The 13,873-nt window shown below is 72.7% G+C and carries 16 protein-coding genes; 12 read left to right on the forward strand and 4 right to left on the reverse strand.

What is annotated here, in order from left to right:
- Positions 1–227 precede the first annotated feature (227 nt).
- From ACIQV3_RS29170 to ACIQV3_RS29180, 3 genes are all read left to right on the forward strand, one after another.
- Complete coding sequence (locus ACIQV3_RS29170) at positions 228–800, forward strand: FABP family protein (RefSeq protein ID WP_250744595.1); 573 nt, start codon at positions 228–230, stop codon at positions 798–800.
- Positions 801–983: 183 nt separating this feature from the next.
- Complete coding sequence (locus ACIQV3_RS29175; RefSeq protein WP_403717016.1) at positions 984–1,454, forward strand: Fur family transcriptional regulator; 471 nt, start codon at positions 984–986, stop codon at positions 1,452–1,454.
- Positions 1,455–1,509: 55 nt separating this feature from the next.
- Positions 1,510–2,478, forward strand: a complete 969-nt coding sequence (locus ACIQV3_RS29180) for a YgfZ/GcvT domain-containing protein (protein WP_403717019.1) — start codon at positions 1,510–1,512, stop codon at positions 2,476–2,478.
- 19 nt (positions 2,479–2,497) lie between these two features.
- Here the strand turns inward: ACIQV3_RS29180 and dtd are convergent, their stop codons facing one another.
- On the reverse strand, positions 2,498–2,923 hold the full coding sequence (dtd, locus tag ACIQV3_RS29185) for a D-aminoacyl-tRNA deacylase (protein ID WP_250744592.1): 426 nt from the start codon (positions 2,921–2,923) through the stop codon (positions 2,498–2,500).
- Between the two features lie 132 nt (positions 2,924–3,055).
- Between dtd and ACIQV3_RS29190 the strand changes: the two genes are divergently transcribed.
- From ACIQV3_RS29190 to ACIQV3_RS29220, 7 genes are all read left to right on the forward strand, one after another.
- The gene (locus tag ACIQV3_RS29190) at positions 3,056–3,706 is read left to right on the forward strand and encodes an AmfC protein (protein ID WP_403717022.1); all 651 of its coding nucleotides are present in this window, start codon (positions 3,056–3,058) and stop codon (positions 3,704–3,706) included.
- A gap of 79 nt (positions 3,707–3,785) precedes the next feature.
- Positions 3,786–5,030 (forward strand): GNAT family N-acetyltransferase, encoded by a 1,245-nt coding sequence (locus tag ACIQV3_RS29195; protein ID WP_403717024.1) that lies wholly within the window; start codon positions 3,786–3,788, stop codon positions 5,028–5,030.
- 20 nt (positions 5,031–5,050) lie between these two features.
- Positions 5,051–5,812 carry a putative protein N(5)-glutamine methyltransferase gene (locus ACIQV3_RS29200; RefSeq protein WP_403717027.1) on the forward strand — a complete coding sequence of 254 codons (762 nt, stop codon included), beginning with the start codon at positions 5,051–5,053 and terminating at the stop codon, positions 5,810–5,812.
- Between the two features lie 38 nt (positions 5,813–5,850).
- On the forward strand, positions 5,851–6,444 hold the full coding sequence (locus ACIQV3_RS29205; RefSeq protein WP_403717029.1) for a hypothetical protein: 594 nt from the start codon (positions 5,851–5,853) through the stop codon (positions 6,442–6,444).
- 61 nt (positions 6,445–6,505) lie between these two features.
- Positions 6,506–6,955: a helix-turn-helix domain-containing protein gene (locus tag ACIQV3_RS29210; RefSeq protein WP_403717031.1), complete on the forward strand. Its 450-nt coding sequence runs from the start codon at positions 6,506–6,508 to the stop codon at positions 6,953–6,955.
- 100 nt (positions 6,956–7,055) lie between these two features.
- Positions 7,056–7,613, forward strand: coding sequence for a hypothetical protein (locus ACIQV3_RS29215; protein WP_403717033.1), 558 nt, complete (start codon positions 7,056–7,058; stop codon positions 7,611–7,613).
- Positions 7,614–7,737: 124 nt separating this feature from the next.
- Complete coding sequence (locus ACIQV3_RS29220; RefSeq protein ID WP_403717035.1) at positions 7,738–8,094, forward strand: DUF2516 family protein; 357 nt, start codon at positions 7,738–7,740, stop codon at positions 8,092–8,094.
- An 88-nt stretch (positions 8,095–8,182) separates the two neighbouring features.
- Here the strand turns inward: ACIQV3_RS29220 and ACIQV3_RS29225 are convergent, their stop codons facing one another.
- The 3 genes from ACIQV3_RS29225 to ACIQV3_RS29235 form a co-directional block, all read right to left on the reverse strand.
- The gene (locus ACIQV3_RS29225; RefSeq protein ID WP_403717038.1) at positions 8,183–9,430 is read right to left on the reverse strand and encodes a PP2C family protein-serine/threonine phosphatase; all 1,248 of its coding nucleotides are present in this window, start codon (positions 9,428–9,430) and stop codon (positions 8,183–8,185) included.
- A gap of 353 nt (positions 9,431–9,783) precedes the next feature.
- Positions 9,784–10,833: an NlpC/P60 family protein gene (locus tag ACIQV3_RS29230; protein ID WP_403717041.1), complete on the reverse strand. Its 1,050-nt coding sequence runs from the start codon at positions 10,831–10,833 to the stop codon at positions 9,784–9,786.
- A gap of 159 nt (positions 10,834–10,992) precedes the next feature.
- Entirely contained in the window at positions 10,993–11,802 is an 810-nt protein-coding gene (locus tag ACIQV3_RS29235; RefSeq protein WP_403717043.1) for a class I SAM-dependent methyltransferase, read from the reverse strand.
- A gap of 163 nt (positions 11,803–11,965) precedes the next feature.
- Between ACIQV3_RS29235 and mshA the strand changes: the two genes are divergently transcribed.
- Both mshA and ACIQV3_RS29245 read left to right on the forward strand, forming a co-directional pair.
- Complete coding sequence (gene mshA, locus ACIQV3_RS29240; RefSeq protein ID WP_403717045.1) at positions 11,966–13,354, forward strand: D-inositol-3-phosphate glycosyltransferase; 1,389 nt, start codon at positions 11,966–11,968, stop codon at positions 13,352–13,354.
- Positions 13,347–13,859: a YbjN domain-containing protein gene (locus ACIQV3_RS29245; RefSeq protein WP_403717047.1), complete on the forward strand. Its 513-nt coding sequence runs from the start codon at positions 13,347–13,349 to the stop codon at positions 13,857–13,859. The genes mshA and ACIQV3_RS29245 overlap by 8 nt, the downstream gene beginning before the upstream one ends.
- The last annotated feature ends 14 nt before the right edge of the window (positions 13,860–13,873 follow it).

A 13,873-nucleotide genomic window follows, 5' to 3' on the forward strand; every position in this document is an offset into this window, starting at 1 on the left:
CTTGGGGACCGGCCCCGTAACGCCACCCTTAACACTCCGAGGAGCACCCCGTGCTTGAGGCAGTCTTCACCTCCCTGCTGGTCCTGGTCTGCGTCGGCGTCCTCGCCTTCTCCGTCCTGGCCGTGAAGAAGCTGTACCAGGGCCAGCGCTGATCCCTCCGGATCTGCAGCCGACCGCCCCGGATACCGGAACCCCTCCCACAGATCGCCTGAGCTGAGCAGCCACCCATGATCCAGATCCCGTCCGACCTGAACCCGGGTCTCGTCCCCCTCGCCTTCCTCCTCGGCAACTGGGAGGGCGCAGGCGTCTTCGACTTCCCCGGTGAGGAGAAGTGCAACTTCGGCCAGGAAGTCGTCTTCAGCCACGACGGCCGGGACTTCCTGGAGTACACCTCCCACACCTGGGTGCTCGACGCCGAGGGCAACAAGGTGCGGCCGCTGGAGTCCGAGTCGGGCTACTGGCGCATCGACAAGGACCGCAAGGTCGAGATCGTCATGGTCCGCGACCAGGGCGTCGTCGAGGTCTGGTACGGCGAGCTCGCCGACAAGAAGCCGCAGATCGACGTGGTCACCGACGCGGTCGCCCGCACCGCGGCCTCCGGCCCGTACAGCGGTGGCAAGCGGCTCTACGGCTACGTGAAGAGCGACCTGATGTGGGTCGGCGAGAAGGCCACCCCCGAGGTGGAGCTGCGCCCCTACATGTCGGCCCAGCTGAAGAAGGTCGTGACGCCCGAGGAGGTCGCGGAGATGGCGCGCAACCTTCCGGACATGCCGGACGACGGCATCGCCTTCTTCCGCTAGACCGCCGCCAGACCGCGCCAGGCCGCCGCCAGGCCGCCGCCCGCGCGAGTCGGCCGGTACGCGAGCGTTCACAGGAGCCCCGGCCGCCCCGGCCGCCGGGGGCTCCCGCATGCGCGGCGCCTCCCCGCATGCGCGGCACCTCCCCGCTCCCCCTCCCGCGGGCCCGAGGCCTACACTGGCCGGGTGGTGACCACCGACAGCACCGAAAGCACCGAGAGCCTCGCCGCCGCAGAAGGCGGCGACTGGAAGAGCGACCTGCGCCAGCGCGGATACCGCCTGACCCCGCAGCGCCAGCTCGTGCTGGAAGCGGTGGACGCCCTGGAGCACGCCACCCCGGACGAAATCCTCGCCGAGGTGCGCAAGACGGCCTCCGGGGTCAACATCTCCACGGTCTACCGCACGCTGGAGCTCCTGGAGGAGCTGAAGCTGGTCTCCCACGCCCACCTCGGGCACGGGGCTCCCACCTACCACCTCGCCGACCGGCACCACCACATCCACCTGGTCTGCCGCGACTGCACCGAGGTCATCGAGGCGGACGTGGACATCGCCGCCGAGTTCATCTCCAAGCTCCGCGACACCTTCGGCTTCGAGACCGACATGAAGCACTTCGCCATCTTCGGCCGCTGCAAGAACTGCGCCGCCAAGCACCACTAGCACCCGGCCGGGGCGTGCCCTAGGTCACCCCGGGGCAGGGTCGTAGGCTGGTGGCATGACCAGCAGCCCCTTGCTCCATCTCCCCGGCGCCGTGCAGGCCGAAGGCCGCGACGAGGGCGTCGCCGCCCACTACGGCGAGCTCTACGGAGAACAGCGCGCACTCGCCGACGGCCGCGGCTTCGTGGACCTCTCCCACCGCGGGGTGGTCACCGTCACCGGCCCGGACCGGCTGAGCTGGCTGCACCTGCTGATCACTCAGCACGTCACCGCGCTCCCGGCAGGCGAGGCCACCGAGGCGCTGATCCTCTCCGCGAACGGCCACATCGAGCACGCGCTCTACCTCGTCGACGACGGCGAGACGATGTGGATGCACGTCGAGCCCGGCACCCAGGAGGCGCTGATCGCCTACCTGGAGTCGATGATCTTCTTCTACCGCGTGGAAGTCGCCGACCGGACCGCCGAGTTCGCCGTCGTGCACCTGCCGGCCGGCTCCATCGCCGAGGTCGCCAAGGAACTTGCCGTACGGGAGACCCCGTACGGCCGCGACGTGTTCCTGCCCCGCGCCGGCCTGGAGGCCTTCGCCGCCTCGCACGGCCCGGTCGCCGGCCTGCTCGCGTACGAGGCCCTGCGCGTCGAGGCGCACCGGCCGCGGCTCGGCCTGGAGACCGACCACCGCACCATCCCGCACGAGCTCGGCTGGATCGGCACCGCCGTGCACCTGCAGAAGGGCTGCTACCGCGGCCAGGAGACGGTGGCCCGCGTCCACAACCTGGGGAAGCCGCCGCGCCGGCTGGTCTTCCTGCACCTGGACGGCTCCGAGGTGCTGCTCCCCGCGCACGGCGCGCCCGTACGGCTGGCCGCGGACGGCGAGGAGGGCCGCCAGCTGGGCTTCGTGACCACCTCGGTCCGCCACCACGAGCTCGGCCCCATCGCGCTCGCGCTGGTCAAGCGGAACGTCCCGGTGGACGCCCCGCTGCTGGTGGGCGGGACGGCCGCCGCCCAAGAGGTCGTCGTGGCGCCGTGACGGCGCCTTGACCGGCGCGCTAGATGTCGATGACGATGGTGAACGGGCCGTGGTTGGTCAGCGAGACCCGCATGTCGGCCCCGAACCGGCCCGTCTCCACCGTCGCGCCCAGCGCCCGCAGTTGCGCCACGACCTCGTCCACGAGCGGCTCGGCGAAAGCGCCGCCCGCGGCCGCGTTCCAGGTGGGGCGCCGGCCCTTGCGGGCGTCTCCGTAGAGGGTGAACTGGGAGATCACCAGCAGCGGCGCGTTCACGTCGCTGCAGGACTTCTCGGCCTCCAGGATCCGCACCGACCAGAGCTTGCGCGCCAGCAGCTCCGCCTTCTCCGGGGTGTCGTCATGGGTCACCCCCACCAGGACGCACAGCCCCTCCCCGACGATCTCCCCGACGGTCTCGCCGGCCACCACGACGCTCGCGCCGTCCACCCTCTGCACCACTGCTCGCATAACACCTGTGTACCAGGCTTGCACCCGTCCGGGGCCGATCGGGTGGAGTGGGACTGCGTCGGCACCGTGCGGAGTGGCACGATGCACGCAGGCGGTGCCCCCAGCACCGGTCGAGGGGACGGACACGAACGCATGAATACTTCTGGTACCTCCGCACCTGCATCTGCTCCTGCGCCCATCGGACCCATCGGAACCATCGGACCCATCGGACCCGTGGGATCCGGCGCGACCGTCGCACCCGCGGTGACCGCCGAGACCTCGGCGCCGCGGCCGCCCGCGCAGCGGACCGGGGCCTCGGACGCGCCGACGACGGCGACCACCGCGCTCGGACTGCCGGAGCTGCGCGGACTGCGCCGCGACGCGCAGCGCGACGAGGCCGACCTGAGCTACGTACGCCGGCTGCTCCAGGGCCGCATCGACATCCTGCGCGCCGAGCTCGCGCGGCGTACGGACCCCGAGGCGCCGGTGGTGGACCGGCTCTCGGAGATCCTCGCGGACGCCCCCTCCAGCCGCAGCGCCTCCGCCCGGCACGTCACGCTCGGCACCCCGCACGGGGAGGAATACCGGCTGCTGGCGGCCGAGATGCTCTCCGACGTGGAGCTGTCGGACCTGGGAGCGCGCACGGACGAGGAACTCCACGAGGGCATGGGCAAGTTGGTGCGCTACGAGCAGCAGGTCTCGCGGCGCCGCCAGCAGCTCCAGCGCACGGCCGACGACTGCAGCGGGGAGATCACCCGGCGCTATCGCGAGGGCGAGGCCCAGGTGGACGACCTGCTGGCCTGAGCGGGCCGGCCGGCCGCGGGTGGTGCGCGCGGGAAATCCGCGCGACGGGGGCGGGCCGGGCCGATTAGCGTGGGTGGCTATGAGCGCTGACGTCCGGCCGATCGCCGTATCCGAGCTTCCCGCGTGGCTGCGTGCCCAGCAGACCGGTTTCCTGAACGCCGCGCACCCCACGGCCGCGGACGCCGCCCAGCTGGCCGAGATCCTCGACTTCGCCCGGACGCAGGGCGGTTTCGACGCGGACACCGGACGCTGCGTGGCGACCTTCCGTTCCTTCCCGCAGGAACTGACCGTGCCCGGCGGGGGGTTCGTCCCGTCGAGCGCCGTCACCAACGTGACCGTGGCCCCCACGCACCGCAGGCAGGGCCTGCTGACCCGGATGATGGCCGCCGAGCTGTCCGCCGCCCACGCGCGCGGTGACGTGCTGTCCACGCTGATCGCCGCCGAGTACCCGATCTACGGGCGCTACGGGTACGGGCCCGCCACCTTCGCCGCGGAGTGGGAGATCGACGTACCGCGCACGGGACTCGACCCGCGCGCCGCCGTTCCCCGAGACGGCGGGCGGATCGACCTCGTGGACGAGGCCGAGGTGCGGGAGCTGGGCCCGGCCCTGCACGAGCGGCTGCGGGCGGCGACCCCGGGTGCGGTGAGCCGCGACGCCCGGTGGTGGCGGGTGATGACGGGTGCGGAAGCCATGTCGCACAACCCGTACACGCCGTCCTTCCACGCGGTGTACCGGACCGCGCGGGGCGAGGTGGCCGGCCTGGTCCGGTACACCGCCGACGACAACTGGACTGATGCCAAGGTTCCGCAGAACACCGTGCAGGTGCGGCAGTTGCTCGCCCTCACCCCCGAGGTGGAGCGGGCGCTGTGGCGGTTCCTGTGCTCCATCGACTGGGTGGTGAAGGTCCGCACCGGCTACCGCGCCCCCGACGACCTCGTCGCCGGGCTGCTGCCCGACCCGCGCGCCGCGCGGACGGTGACCTCGGCCGACTGGCTGTGGGTGCGGCTGCTGGACGTCGTACGGGCCCTCGGCGCGCGGACGTACGCCGTGCCCGGGGTCCTCGTCCTGGAGGTCGTCGACAAGACCGGCCCGGCGGGCGGGCGCTACCGGCTCGACGCGGGCGCGGGGGACTGCGTACGCACGGAGGAGCCGGCCGACCTGCGCCTGGACGTGGGCACACTGGGGTCGCTGTACCTGGGTGACGGGTCGGCGGTGCGTCTGGCGGCGCTCGGCGCGATCACGGAGGAGCGCCCCGGGGCGCTCGCGCTCGCGGACGCGGTGTTCCGCACGGCGCGCCGCCCGTGGTGTCCGGACATCTTCTGAGGCGTGGAGGACTGAGGTAGTTGGCAACACTGGTGGAAGCCCTGCGCGCGGCCGGCTGCGTCTTCGCGGAGGAGGAGGCGGAGCTGCTGTTCGCCGCCGCCGAGGACGCGGGGCACCTGGAGGGGCTGCTGGCCCGGCGGGTGGCGGGCGAACCACTGGAACACGTCGTCGGCTGGGCGGAGTTCTGCGGGCTGCGGATGGCCGTCGGCGAGGGGGCTTTCGTGCCGCGTCGGCGCAGCGAGTTCCTCGCGCGGGAGGCGGCCGGGGCGGCCCGGCCCGGCGCCGTGGTCGTGGACCTGTGCTGCGGGGTGGGCGCGCTGGGCGCCGCCGTGGCCGCGCGGGTGCCGGGGGCCGAGCTGCACGCGGCGGACATCGATCCCGCCGCGCTCGCCTATGCCCGGCGCAACGTGACCCCGTACGGCGGCAGCGTGTGGGAGGGCGACCTCTACGCGGCCTTGCCCGCCGGGCTCCGGGGCCGGGTGGACGTGCTGGTGGTCAACGCCCCGTACGTCCCGACCGGGGAGATCGCCCTGCTGCCGGCGGAGGCCCGCGACCACGAGCCGCCCGTCTCCCTGGACGGCGGGGCGGACGGCCTGGACGTGCACCGCCGGGTCGCCGCCGGCGCCCCGCCCTGGCTCGCGCCGGGCGGCAGCCTGCTGATCGAGACGAGCGCCCGCCAGGCCCCGGTCACGGCCTCGGCCCTGACGGCGGCGGGCCTGTCGGCGCGCGCGGTGACTTCGGAGGAGTACTACGCGACGGTGATCATCGCGACGGCGCCGTAAGCCGGGTCCTGCGACGACGATTGACGGGAGGAGACGAGTTGATCACGGAGTACCAGCAGAAGCTGCGCGAGCGCTACATCGCCGCCTGTGTCATGCGGGCCCCGGATCCCTGGCAGCCGGTGCTGGACCGCCGGACTCCCGTCGGTGGTCTGCTCGGGATCGGCTTCGCCGTGCATCCCGACAGCGGGCACGACCTCGTCATGGTCGTGTCGAACGACGGCCACGGACTCTTCGACGCGGTCACCGGCGAGAAGATCGCCCGCGACCGGGATCCCGACCCCGACACCAGCACCCCCGACGCCTCGCCGGACCTCACCTGCCCCGGGTTCGGCCCGGTCGAAGGCGCCCGGGTGCACGTCGCGGGGCTCTTCGGCGGCGGCCTGCACAGCACCACACCGGACGGGTGGACCCTGGACGTGGTCAGCCCCGAGTGGCCCCACGACCGCGTGATCCTCTCCGCGGACGGCGGGGTGCACGAGGGACCGGCGGGAGGGACGTGGTGGCACGTCTTCCACTCCCGGTACTCGGAACTGCGCGCCGTCGGCTTCTCTCCCTCCGGCCTCACCCTGGCGGTGGCCACCAGCAGCGACCTCACCCTCTGGACCCGCCCCGGGCTCCACGACGGCAACTGAGGGTGGGAGTTATTGCAAGCAGCTGCTTGCAATAGTTAGCACGGTGCGGCAGGATCGGGGCATGGCATCGCTCAACGTCGGGAATCTCGGCGAGTACCTGCGCGAGCAGCGGCGGCAGGCGCAGCTTTCGCTGCGGCAGCTGGCCGATGCGGCGGGGGTGTCGAATCCGTACCTCAGTCAGATCGAACGCGGGCTGCGCAAGCCGAGCGCGGACATCCTGCAGCAGCTGGCCAAGGCGCTGCGGATCTCCGCCGAGACGCTCTACGTGCAGGCCGGAATCCTGGACGAGCGGGACCGCGACGCCGTGGAGACGAGGGCCGTGATCCTCGCCGATCCGTCGATCAGCGAGCAGCAGAAGCAGGTGCTGCTCCAGATCTACGCCTCCTTCCGCAAGGAGAACGTCGCGGAGGCCGAGGCGGAGGCGGAGGCCGAGGCCGCGGCGCAGGCGGCGGCGGAGGCGGCGGAAGCCGCTGCCGGCGGCGGCGATGCCGAGACGCGCCGTACGAACTGAGCGCGCACAGCACTGAGCGCGCACAGCATTGAACGCGCACAGCACTGAGCACGAACCGCACTGAGCACGAACCGAGACCGTGATCCGGGAGGACCACCACATGGCCATCGCCGATGACCTGAAGAAGACCCTCACCGACCCGACCCCCCTCTACTTCGCCGCCGGCACCGCCGACCTCGCCGTGCAGCAGGCCAAGAAGGTGCCCGGGCTGATCGAGCAGCTGCGGGCCGAGGCCCCCGCGCGCATCGAGGCCGTGAAGAACACCGACCCGAAGGCCGTGCAGGAGAAGGCCAAGGGGAAGGCCAAGGAGGCGCAGGAGGCGGTCACCGCCACCGTCACCGAGGTGCTCGGCGCGATCGACGCGAAGAAGCTCGGGGAGACCGCCCAGGACCTGGCGCTGCGCGGGGTCGGCGTGGCCGCCGAGTACGCGGTCAAGGCCAAGGAGGCCTACGACAAGGTCGCCGAGCACGGTGAGCAGACCGTACGGGCCTGGCGCGGCGAGGTCTCCGAGGAGATCGTCGACATCGCCGTGGTCGTGGAGCCGGAGGCTGCCGGGCCGGTGGCGGAGGAGCCCGCCGCGGAGCCCGCGGCGAAGAAGGCTCCGGCGCGCAAGGCGGCGGCCAAGAAGGCCGCGGTCGAGACGGCCGACGAGAGCTGAGCGAGGCGCGACGGACCGGGCACCCGCGGGGCGTCCGGTCCGTTGTGGTTTGGGAACGGGGCTCTGCCGGTAGCGTGGAGACAGGTGGCATCCGGCGAGCGAAGCGTGAGAAGGCGGTCAGGCGATGTTGAAGGACGGGTTCGATACGGGAGTGCTTCCGCTGCTCGGGCTGGCCGTGCTCGGGCTCGCGGTTCTTGCCTTCGTGTTCGCGCTGATGGCGCGCGAGGACGCGTACCGTGCGGCCGACAAGAAGACGAAGACCTTCTGGTCGGTCCTCCTCGGCGTGACCGTCGTCATCGACTATCTCGTCTGGTCGGGGTGGCTCGGCGGCATGCTCTTCCTCATGATCGCCGGTCTCGTCGCCACCATCGTGTTCTTCGTCGACGTGCGTCCCGCGCTCAAGCAGGTCTCCGGCGGCGGCCGGCGCAGCGGCGGCAGCAGCAGCGACGGGCCGTACGGGCCCTACAACGGCGGACGGTAGAGGCGCGTAGGGCGTAGGACCGCCGCCGGGTGGCTGCGGGCGGTCCGCGGTCCGCGGTCCGTGGTCCGTGGTCCGCGGTCCGGGCCCGTCAGCCCTCGGCGCGGGAGAGCAGGACGACGGCGACGTCGTCCGTCAGCTCCCCGCCGTTGAGGCGGCGGGCTTCGGTCACGGAGGCTTCGAGCAGGCCCTCGCCGCTCAGCCCGTCGGCCAGGTGCCGGTTGATCATCTCGACCATGCCGTCCTGCCCGAGCCGCTCCTTGCCCTGACCGATCTTTCCCTCGATCAGGCCGTCGGTGTAGAGCATCAGGCTCCACGTGCCGCCCAGCTCCACCTGGCGGCGCGGCCAGCGGGCCCGGGGCAGCAGGCCGAGCGCCGGGCCGCTGTTCTCGTACGGGAGCAGGCGCGCGGGGCGGCCCGGCCGGGAGATCAGCGGCGCCGGATGGCCGGCGAGGCACAGGCCCGCGCGCCGGCCGTCCGGGGCGATGTCCACCGTGCAGAGCGTCGCGAAGATCTCCTCGCAGGGCCGCTCGACTTCGAGGACCTCCTGGAGGGTGGCGAGCAGGTCGTCGCCGCACAGGCCGGCCAGGGTCAGCGCCCGCCAGGCGATGCGCAGCTCGACGCCGAGGGCGGCCTCGTCCGGGCCGTGGCCGCAGACGTCGCCGATCATCGCGTGGACGGTGCCGTCGGGGGTACGGACGGTGTCGTAGAAGTCCCCGCCGAGGAGCGCGCGGCTGCGGCCGGGACGGTAGCGGGCGGCGAAGCGGAGGTCGGAACCCTCCAGGAGCGGGTGCGGGAGCAGTCCGCGTTCCAGCCGGGCGTTCTCCTGGGCCCGCAGTTTCGATTCTGCGAGCTTGTACTGGGCGATGTCCGCCCGCTTTCTCTCCACCGCGTAGCGGATGGCCCGGCTGAGCAGCCGCCCGTCGAGCTCGTCGCGGAACAGGAAGTCCTGGGCCCCCACCTGTACGGCCTCCGCGGCGCGCTCCGCGTCCTGCTCGGAGGTGAGCACGAGGACGGCGTGCCGCGGGGCGATGCGGAGCACCTGGCGCAGCGCGCCGAAGGGATCGGCGGCGTCGCCGGAGCCGGGGCCCGCGCCGCCGTGCGGGAGCGCGAGGTCGAGCAGGACGCAGTTCACGTCGGGGGTGAGCAGCCGGGCCGCCTCCGTGAGGTTGCGGGCGCTGCGCAGCCGGATGCGGTGGCCGTCGGCGTCGAGGATCTCGGGGACGGTGAGGCCGCCGGCGGGGTCGTCCTCGATCACCAGCAGGGTGAGCGATGACGCGCCGCCCGGGCCGCTCTCGGTGGCCGGGATGTCCCTCTGCCGCGGTACGGGTACGGGCATTCTCCGGTTCCTTCCCGCCCCCTCGGGGGTTCGCTCGTCCGGCGACCCTAGCCGCGGGACGAGGGAAGCGGAATGGCGGGTCCGGTGCGGGGCTCCGGCATATGCCGTTATCGGGTGGGAAAGTCCGCGTCGACGAATGACCAACGTCACGGAACGGGGGTACGGCGTCCCGCCCACCGAGACATCCCACCGAGACATACCGAGACATCCCGCCGAGACAGCTGACTGGGGCATCCGACTGTGACATCCGACTGGGACATCCCATCGGGGCATCTCTCCGCGCTCCGCCGGAGGCGTGCCGCCCGGCGTTACGCCTCAGGCCGTTACGCCTCCGGCCGATACGCCTCCGGCCGTTACGCGTCCGGCCGGACCACGGCCTTGATCGGCATGGAGCCCGCGCCCGCCATGGTGACGTCGCGGCCGGGACGGGGGGCGTGGACCATCGCGCCGCCGCCGACGTACATCCCGACGTGGCTCGCGTCGTCGAAGTAGATGATCAGGTCGCCCGGCCGCATGTCCTTGATCGCGACCTTCGGCAGCCGCAGCTGCTCCTGCGAGGTGCGCGGGATGCCCTTGCCCGCCGCGAGCCAGGCCTGCGAGGTCAGCCCGGAGCAGTCGTACGAACCGGGTCCCTCGGCGCCCCACACGTACGGCTTCCCTATCTGGGCGGTCGCGAACTGCACCGCGCGCTTGCCGGCGTCGGTGGCCGCCGCGCCCGTGGAGCCGGTCATCGCGCCCGTGGAAAGCCAGTCGGTCTGCGCCTTGCTCTGGGCTTCCGCCTCCAACTGCAGCAGCCGGGCCTTCTGCTCGGCCTCCAGCTTGCTCTCGAGGTCCTCCGCCGCCTTGATCTTGTCCTCGACCTGCTTCTTCGCGGCCTCCTGCTTGACCCGGTTGGCTTCCAGGGTCTCCCAGTGCGTGCTCGCGTCCTTCGCGTACTGCTCCAAGTCGGTCTGGGTCCCGTTGAGTTCGGAGATCAGGTCCGAGGTGGCCTTTTCGCCCTGGCGCAGCCGGTCGTGGCCGTCGAGGAACTGGGTCGGGTCGTCGCTCAGGGCGAGGCGCACGCCGGGCGGCAGGCCGCCCGCGCGGTACTGGGCGCGGGCCGCGGCGCCCGCGCGGCTCTTCAGGGCCGTGATGCGGTTCTGCCCGGCGAGGACCAGGTTGGCGATCTCCACGATCCTGTCGGACTGCGCCTTGGCCTCGCTCTCCGCGAGGTTGAAGGCGTCCGTGGCGGTGCCGGCCTCGCGGTAGAGGCCCTCTATTTCCTTGCGGACCTTCTCCAGGGACTTGCCCGGCGGGGGCTCCGGCGCCGCGAACGCGGTGCCGGCGAGTGCGCCGGGCGCGGACAGCAGCGCCATCGCGCAGAGCAGAGTGAGGGCGATCGAACCCCGTCGTCGTTTCCTCATGGTCCCCCCAGACACCGGATTGATTAATCGTCAGTAACTTGTGATTGCCTTCGGGATGGTGCCACGAGTCGGTGAATTCCAACACCCTTGTGGATATCCATCCGATGCGTCCCGAACGGCCCCCAGCACCGGCAGCCCCCCTGGCCCCGGCGCTCGGCGTCACCCCGAAGGCCTCAACGCTTCCCACCGCACCGTCAGTTCCCCCTGACGCCACCGCACCGGCCCGTCCGCCAGCGGCCAGTCCCCGGCCAGGGCCCGCGCCGTCCGGATCCAGCGCTGCCGCGCCCCGTAGGAGGCGTACGGGGCCGCCGCCGCCCAGGCCCGGTCGAAGTCGCGCAGGAACGCGTGCACCGGCTCGCCCGGCACGTTGCGGTGGATCAGCGCCTTCGGCAGCCGCTCCGCCAGGTCCGAAGGGCGCTCCAGGGAGCCCAGCCGGGTCGCGAAGGTCACCGTGCGCGCGCCTTCGGGCCCCAGCGCGACCCACACGTGCCGCCGCCCGATCTCGTCGCAGGTCCCCTCCACCAGCAGCCCGTCGGGAGCCAGTCGGGCACACAACCGCTCCCACACCGCCTCGACCTGCTCCTCGTCGTACTGGCGCAGTACGTTCGCCGCCCGGATCAGCGCCGGCCGCACCCCGCCCTCCAGCGGCACCTCGAAGCCCCCGTGCCGAAAGCTCAGGCCCTCCCGCTCGTACGGCTTCGCGCCCGCGACCCGGGCCGGCTCGATCTCGATGCCGACCACCCGCACCCGCGGGGCCGCCTCCCGCAGCCGGGCCAGCAGCTCCACCGCGGTCCAGGGCGCGGCCCCGTAGCCGAGGTCCACCGCGACCGGGTCGTCCGCGCGCCGCAGCGCCGCCCCGTGCGTCGCCGCGATCCAGCGGTCCATGCGGCGCAGGCGGTTCGGGTTCGTCGTCCCGCGGGTCACCGTGCCGACCGGGCGACGAGGGGGAGGGGTGGAGCGGGAGGCCATGTGCAGAGAGTAAGCGGAGGGTTCCCGCGCGATAAAAATCCGGCACGGGAGCAGGAAAACCGCCCGTCCCGGAATGCGGGGGACGGCCGTCCGGGTTGCACTCCTAGAAGAGCGCCGACAGCGCTCTCCGCGTCATGCCGTCCGAGCGAGAGGAACTGCTCCCTTGAGCCAGTACGTGTCCCGCATCGGCGGCAGCATCGGCGGCCGGTTCGCCGCGGCCCGTTCCGCGACCCGGCACGAGCCGCCCCGGCTGCGCCTGCCCGCCGCCGTCGGCGGCCACCGCAAGCCGCGCCGCGTGGCCATGCTCAGCGTGCACACCTCACCGCTGCACCAGCCCGGCACCGGCGACGCCGGCGGCATGAACGTCTACATCGTCGAGCTGGCCCGGCGCCTCGCGGCGATCAACATCGAGGTCGAGATCTTCACCCGGGCCACCACCGGCGGCCTGCCGCCCGTGGTCGAGCTCGCGCCCGGAGTCCTCGTACGGCACGTGGACGCGGGACCGTACGAGGGCCTCGCCAAGGAAGAGCTGCCGGCCCAGCTGTGCGCCTTCACCCACGGCGTCATGCAGGCCTGGGCCCGCCACCGCCCCGGCTATTACGACCTGGTCCACTCCCACTACTGGCTCTCCGGCCACGTCGGCTGGCTCGCCGCCGAGCGCTGGGGCGTCCCGCTCGTGCACGCCATGCACACCATGGCCAAGGTCAAGAACGCGGCGCTCGCCGAGGGCGACACCCCCGAGCCCGCCGCCCGCGTCATCGGCGAGACGCAGATCGTCGACGCCGCCGACCGGCTCATCGCGAACACCGCCGAGGAAGCCGACGAACTCGTCCGCCACTACGCGGCCGACCCCGGCAAGGTCGCCGTCGTCCACCCCGGCGTGAACCTCGAACGCTTCACCGTCGCCGACGGCCGCGCCGCCGCCCGGGCCCGCCTCGGGCTGCCGCAGGACGCCGTCATCCCGCTCTTCGCGGGCCGCATCCAGCCGCTGAAGGCCCCCGACATCCTGCTGCGGGCCGTCGCGGAGCTGGTGGACCGGGAGCCGGCGCTGCGGGCCCGGCTGTTCGTGCCCGTCGTCGGCGGGCCGAGCGGCAGCGGGCTCGCGAAGCCGGAGGGGCTGCAGAAGCTCGCCGCGACGCTCGGCATCGCGGACCTCGTGCACTTCCACCCGCCGGTGGCGCAGGACGCCCTCGCGGACTGGTTCCGGGCGGCGTCCGTGCTGGTCATGCCCTCGTACAACGAGTCCTTCGGGCTGGTCGCCATAGAGGCGCAGGCCACCGGCACGCCGGTGCTGGCCGCGGCCGTCGGCGGGCTGCCGGTCGCCGTCAACGACGGGGTGACGGGGATCCTCGTACCCGGCCACGATCCGGTGGACTACGCCCGTCAGCTCAGGCGCTTCGTGGACGAGCCGGGGCTCGCGGAACGGATGGGCGCGGCGGCGGCGCGGCACGCGCAGTTCTTCGGCTGGGACACCGCCGCGAGCGGTACGGCCGACGTGTACACGGGGGCGATGCACGATCACCGCCGTCACGTACGCTCCCACCATGGCTGACGCTGACATCCGCGAGATCATCGAAGCGACGCTGACCGGCGCGGAACTGAGCTGGGAGAGCCCCGCACCGGGCTCGTACGTGGTCCAGCTCCCCGGCACCCGCAAGCTGAGCACCACCTGCGCGCTCAAGGCCGGGAAGCACTCCCTGTCGGTCAACGCCTTCGTGATCCGCCACCCGGACGAGAACGAGGCCGGCGTCCACCGGTGGCTGCTGGAGCGCAACCTCAAGCTCTACGGCATGGCCTACGCGGTCGACGCGCTCGGCGACGTCTACCTGACGGCCCGCCTCCCCCTGTCGGTGATCACCCCCGACGACCTGGACCGGCTGCTCGGCACGGTCCTGGAGGCGGCGGACGGGGCCTTCAACACCCTGCTGGAGCTGGGCTTCGCGAGCGCGATCCGGCGGGAGTACGAGTGGCGGGTCTCGCGGGGCGAGTCCACGCGCAACCTGGACGCCTTCAAGAACCTGACGCAGCCGTCGGGGGCGGCGGCGAAGCCGCAGTAGGGGCAGGGGTAGGG

This window comes from Streptomyces sp. NPDC099050 (assembly GCF_044759865.1).
GTDB lineage: Bacteria > Actinomycetota > Actinomycetes > Streptomycetales > Streptomycetaceae > Streptomyces.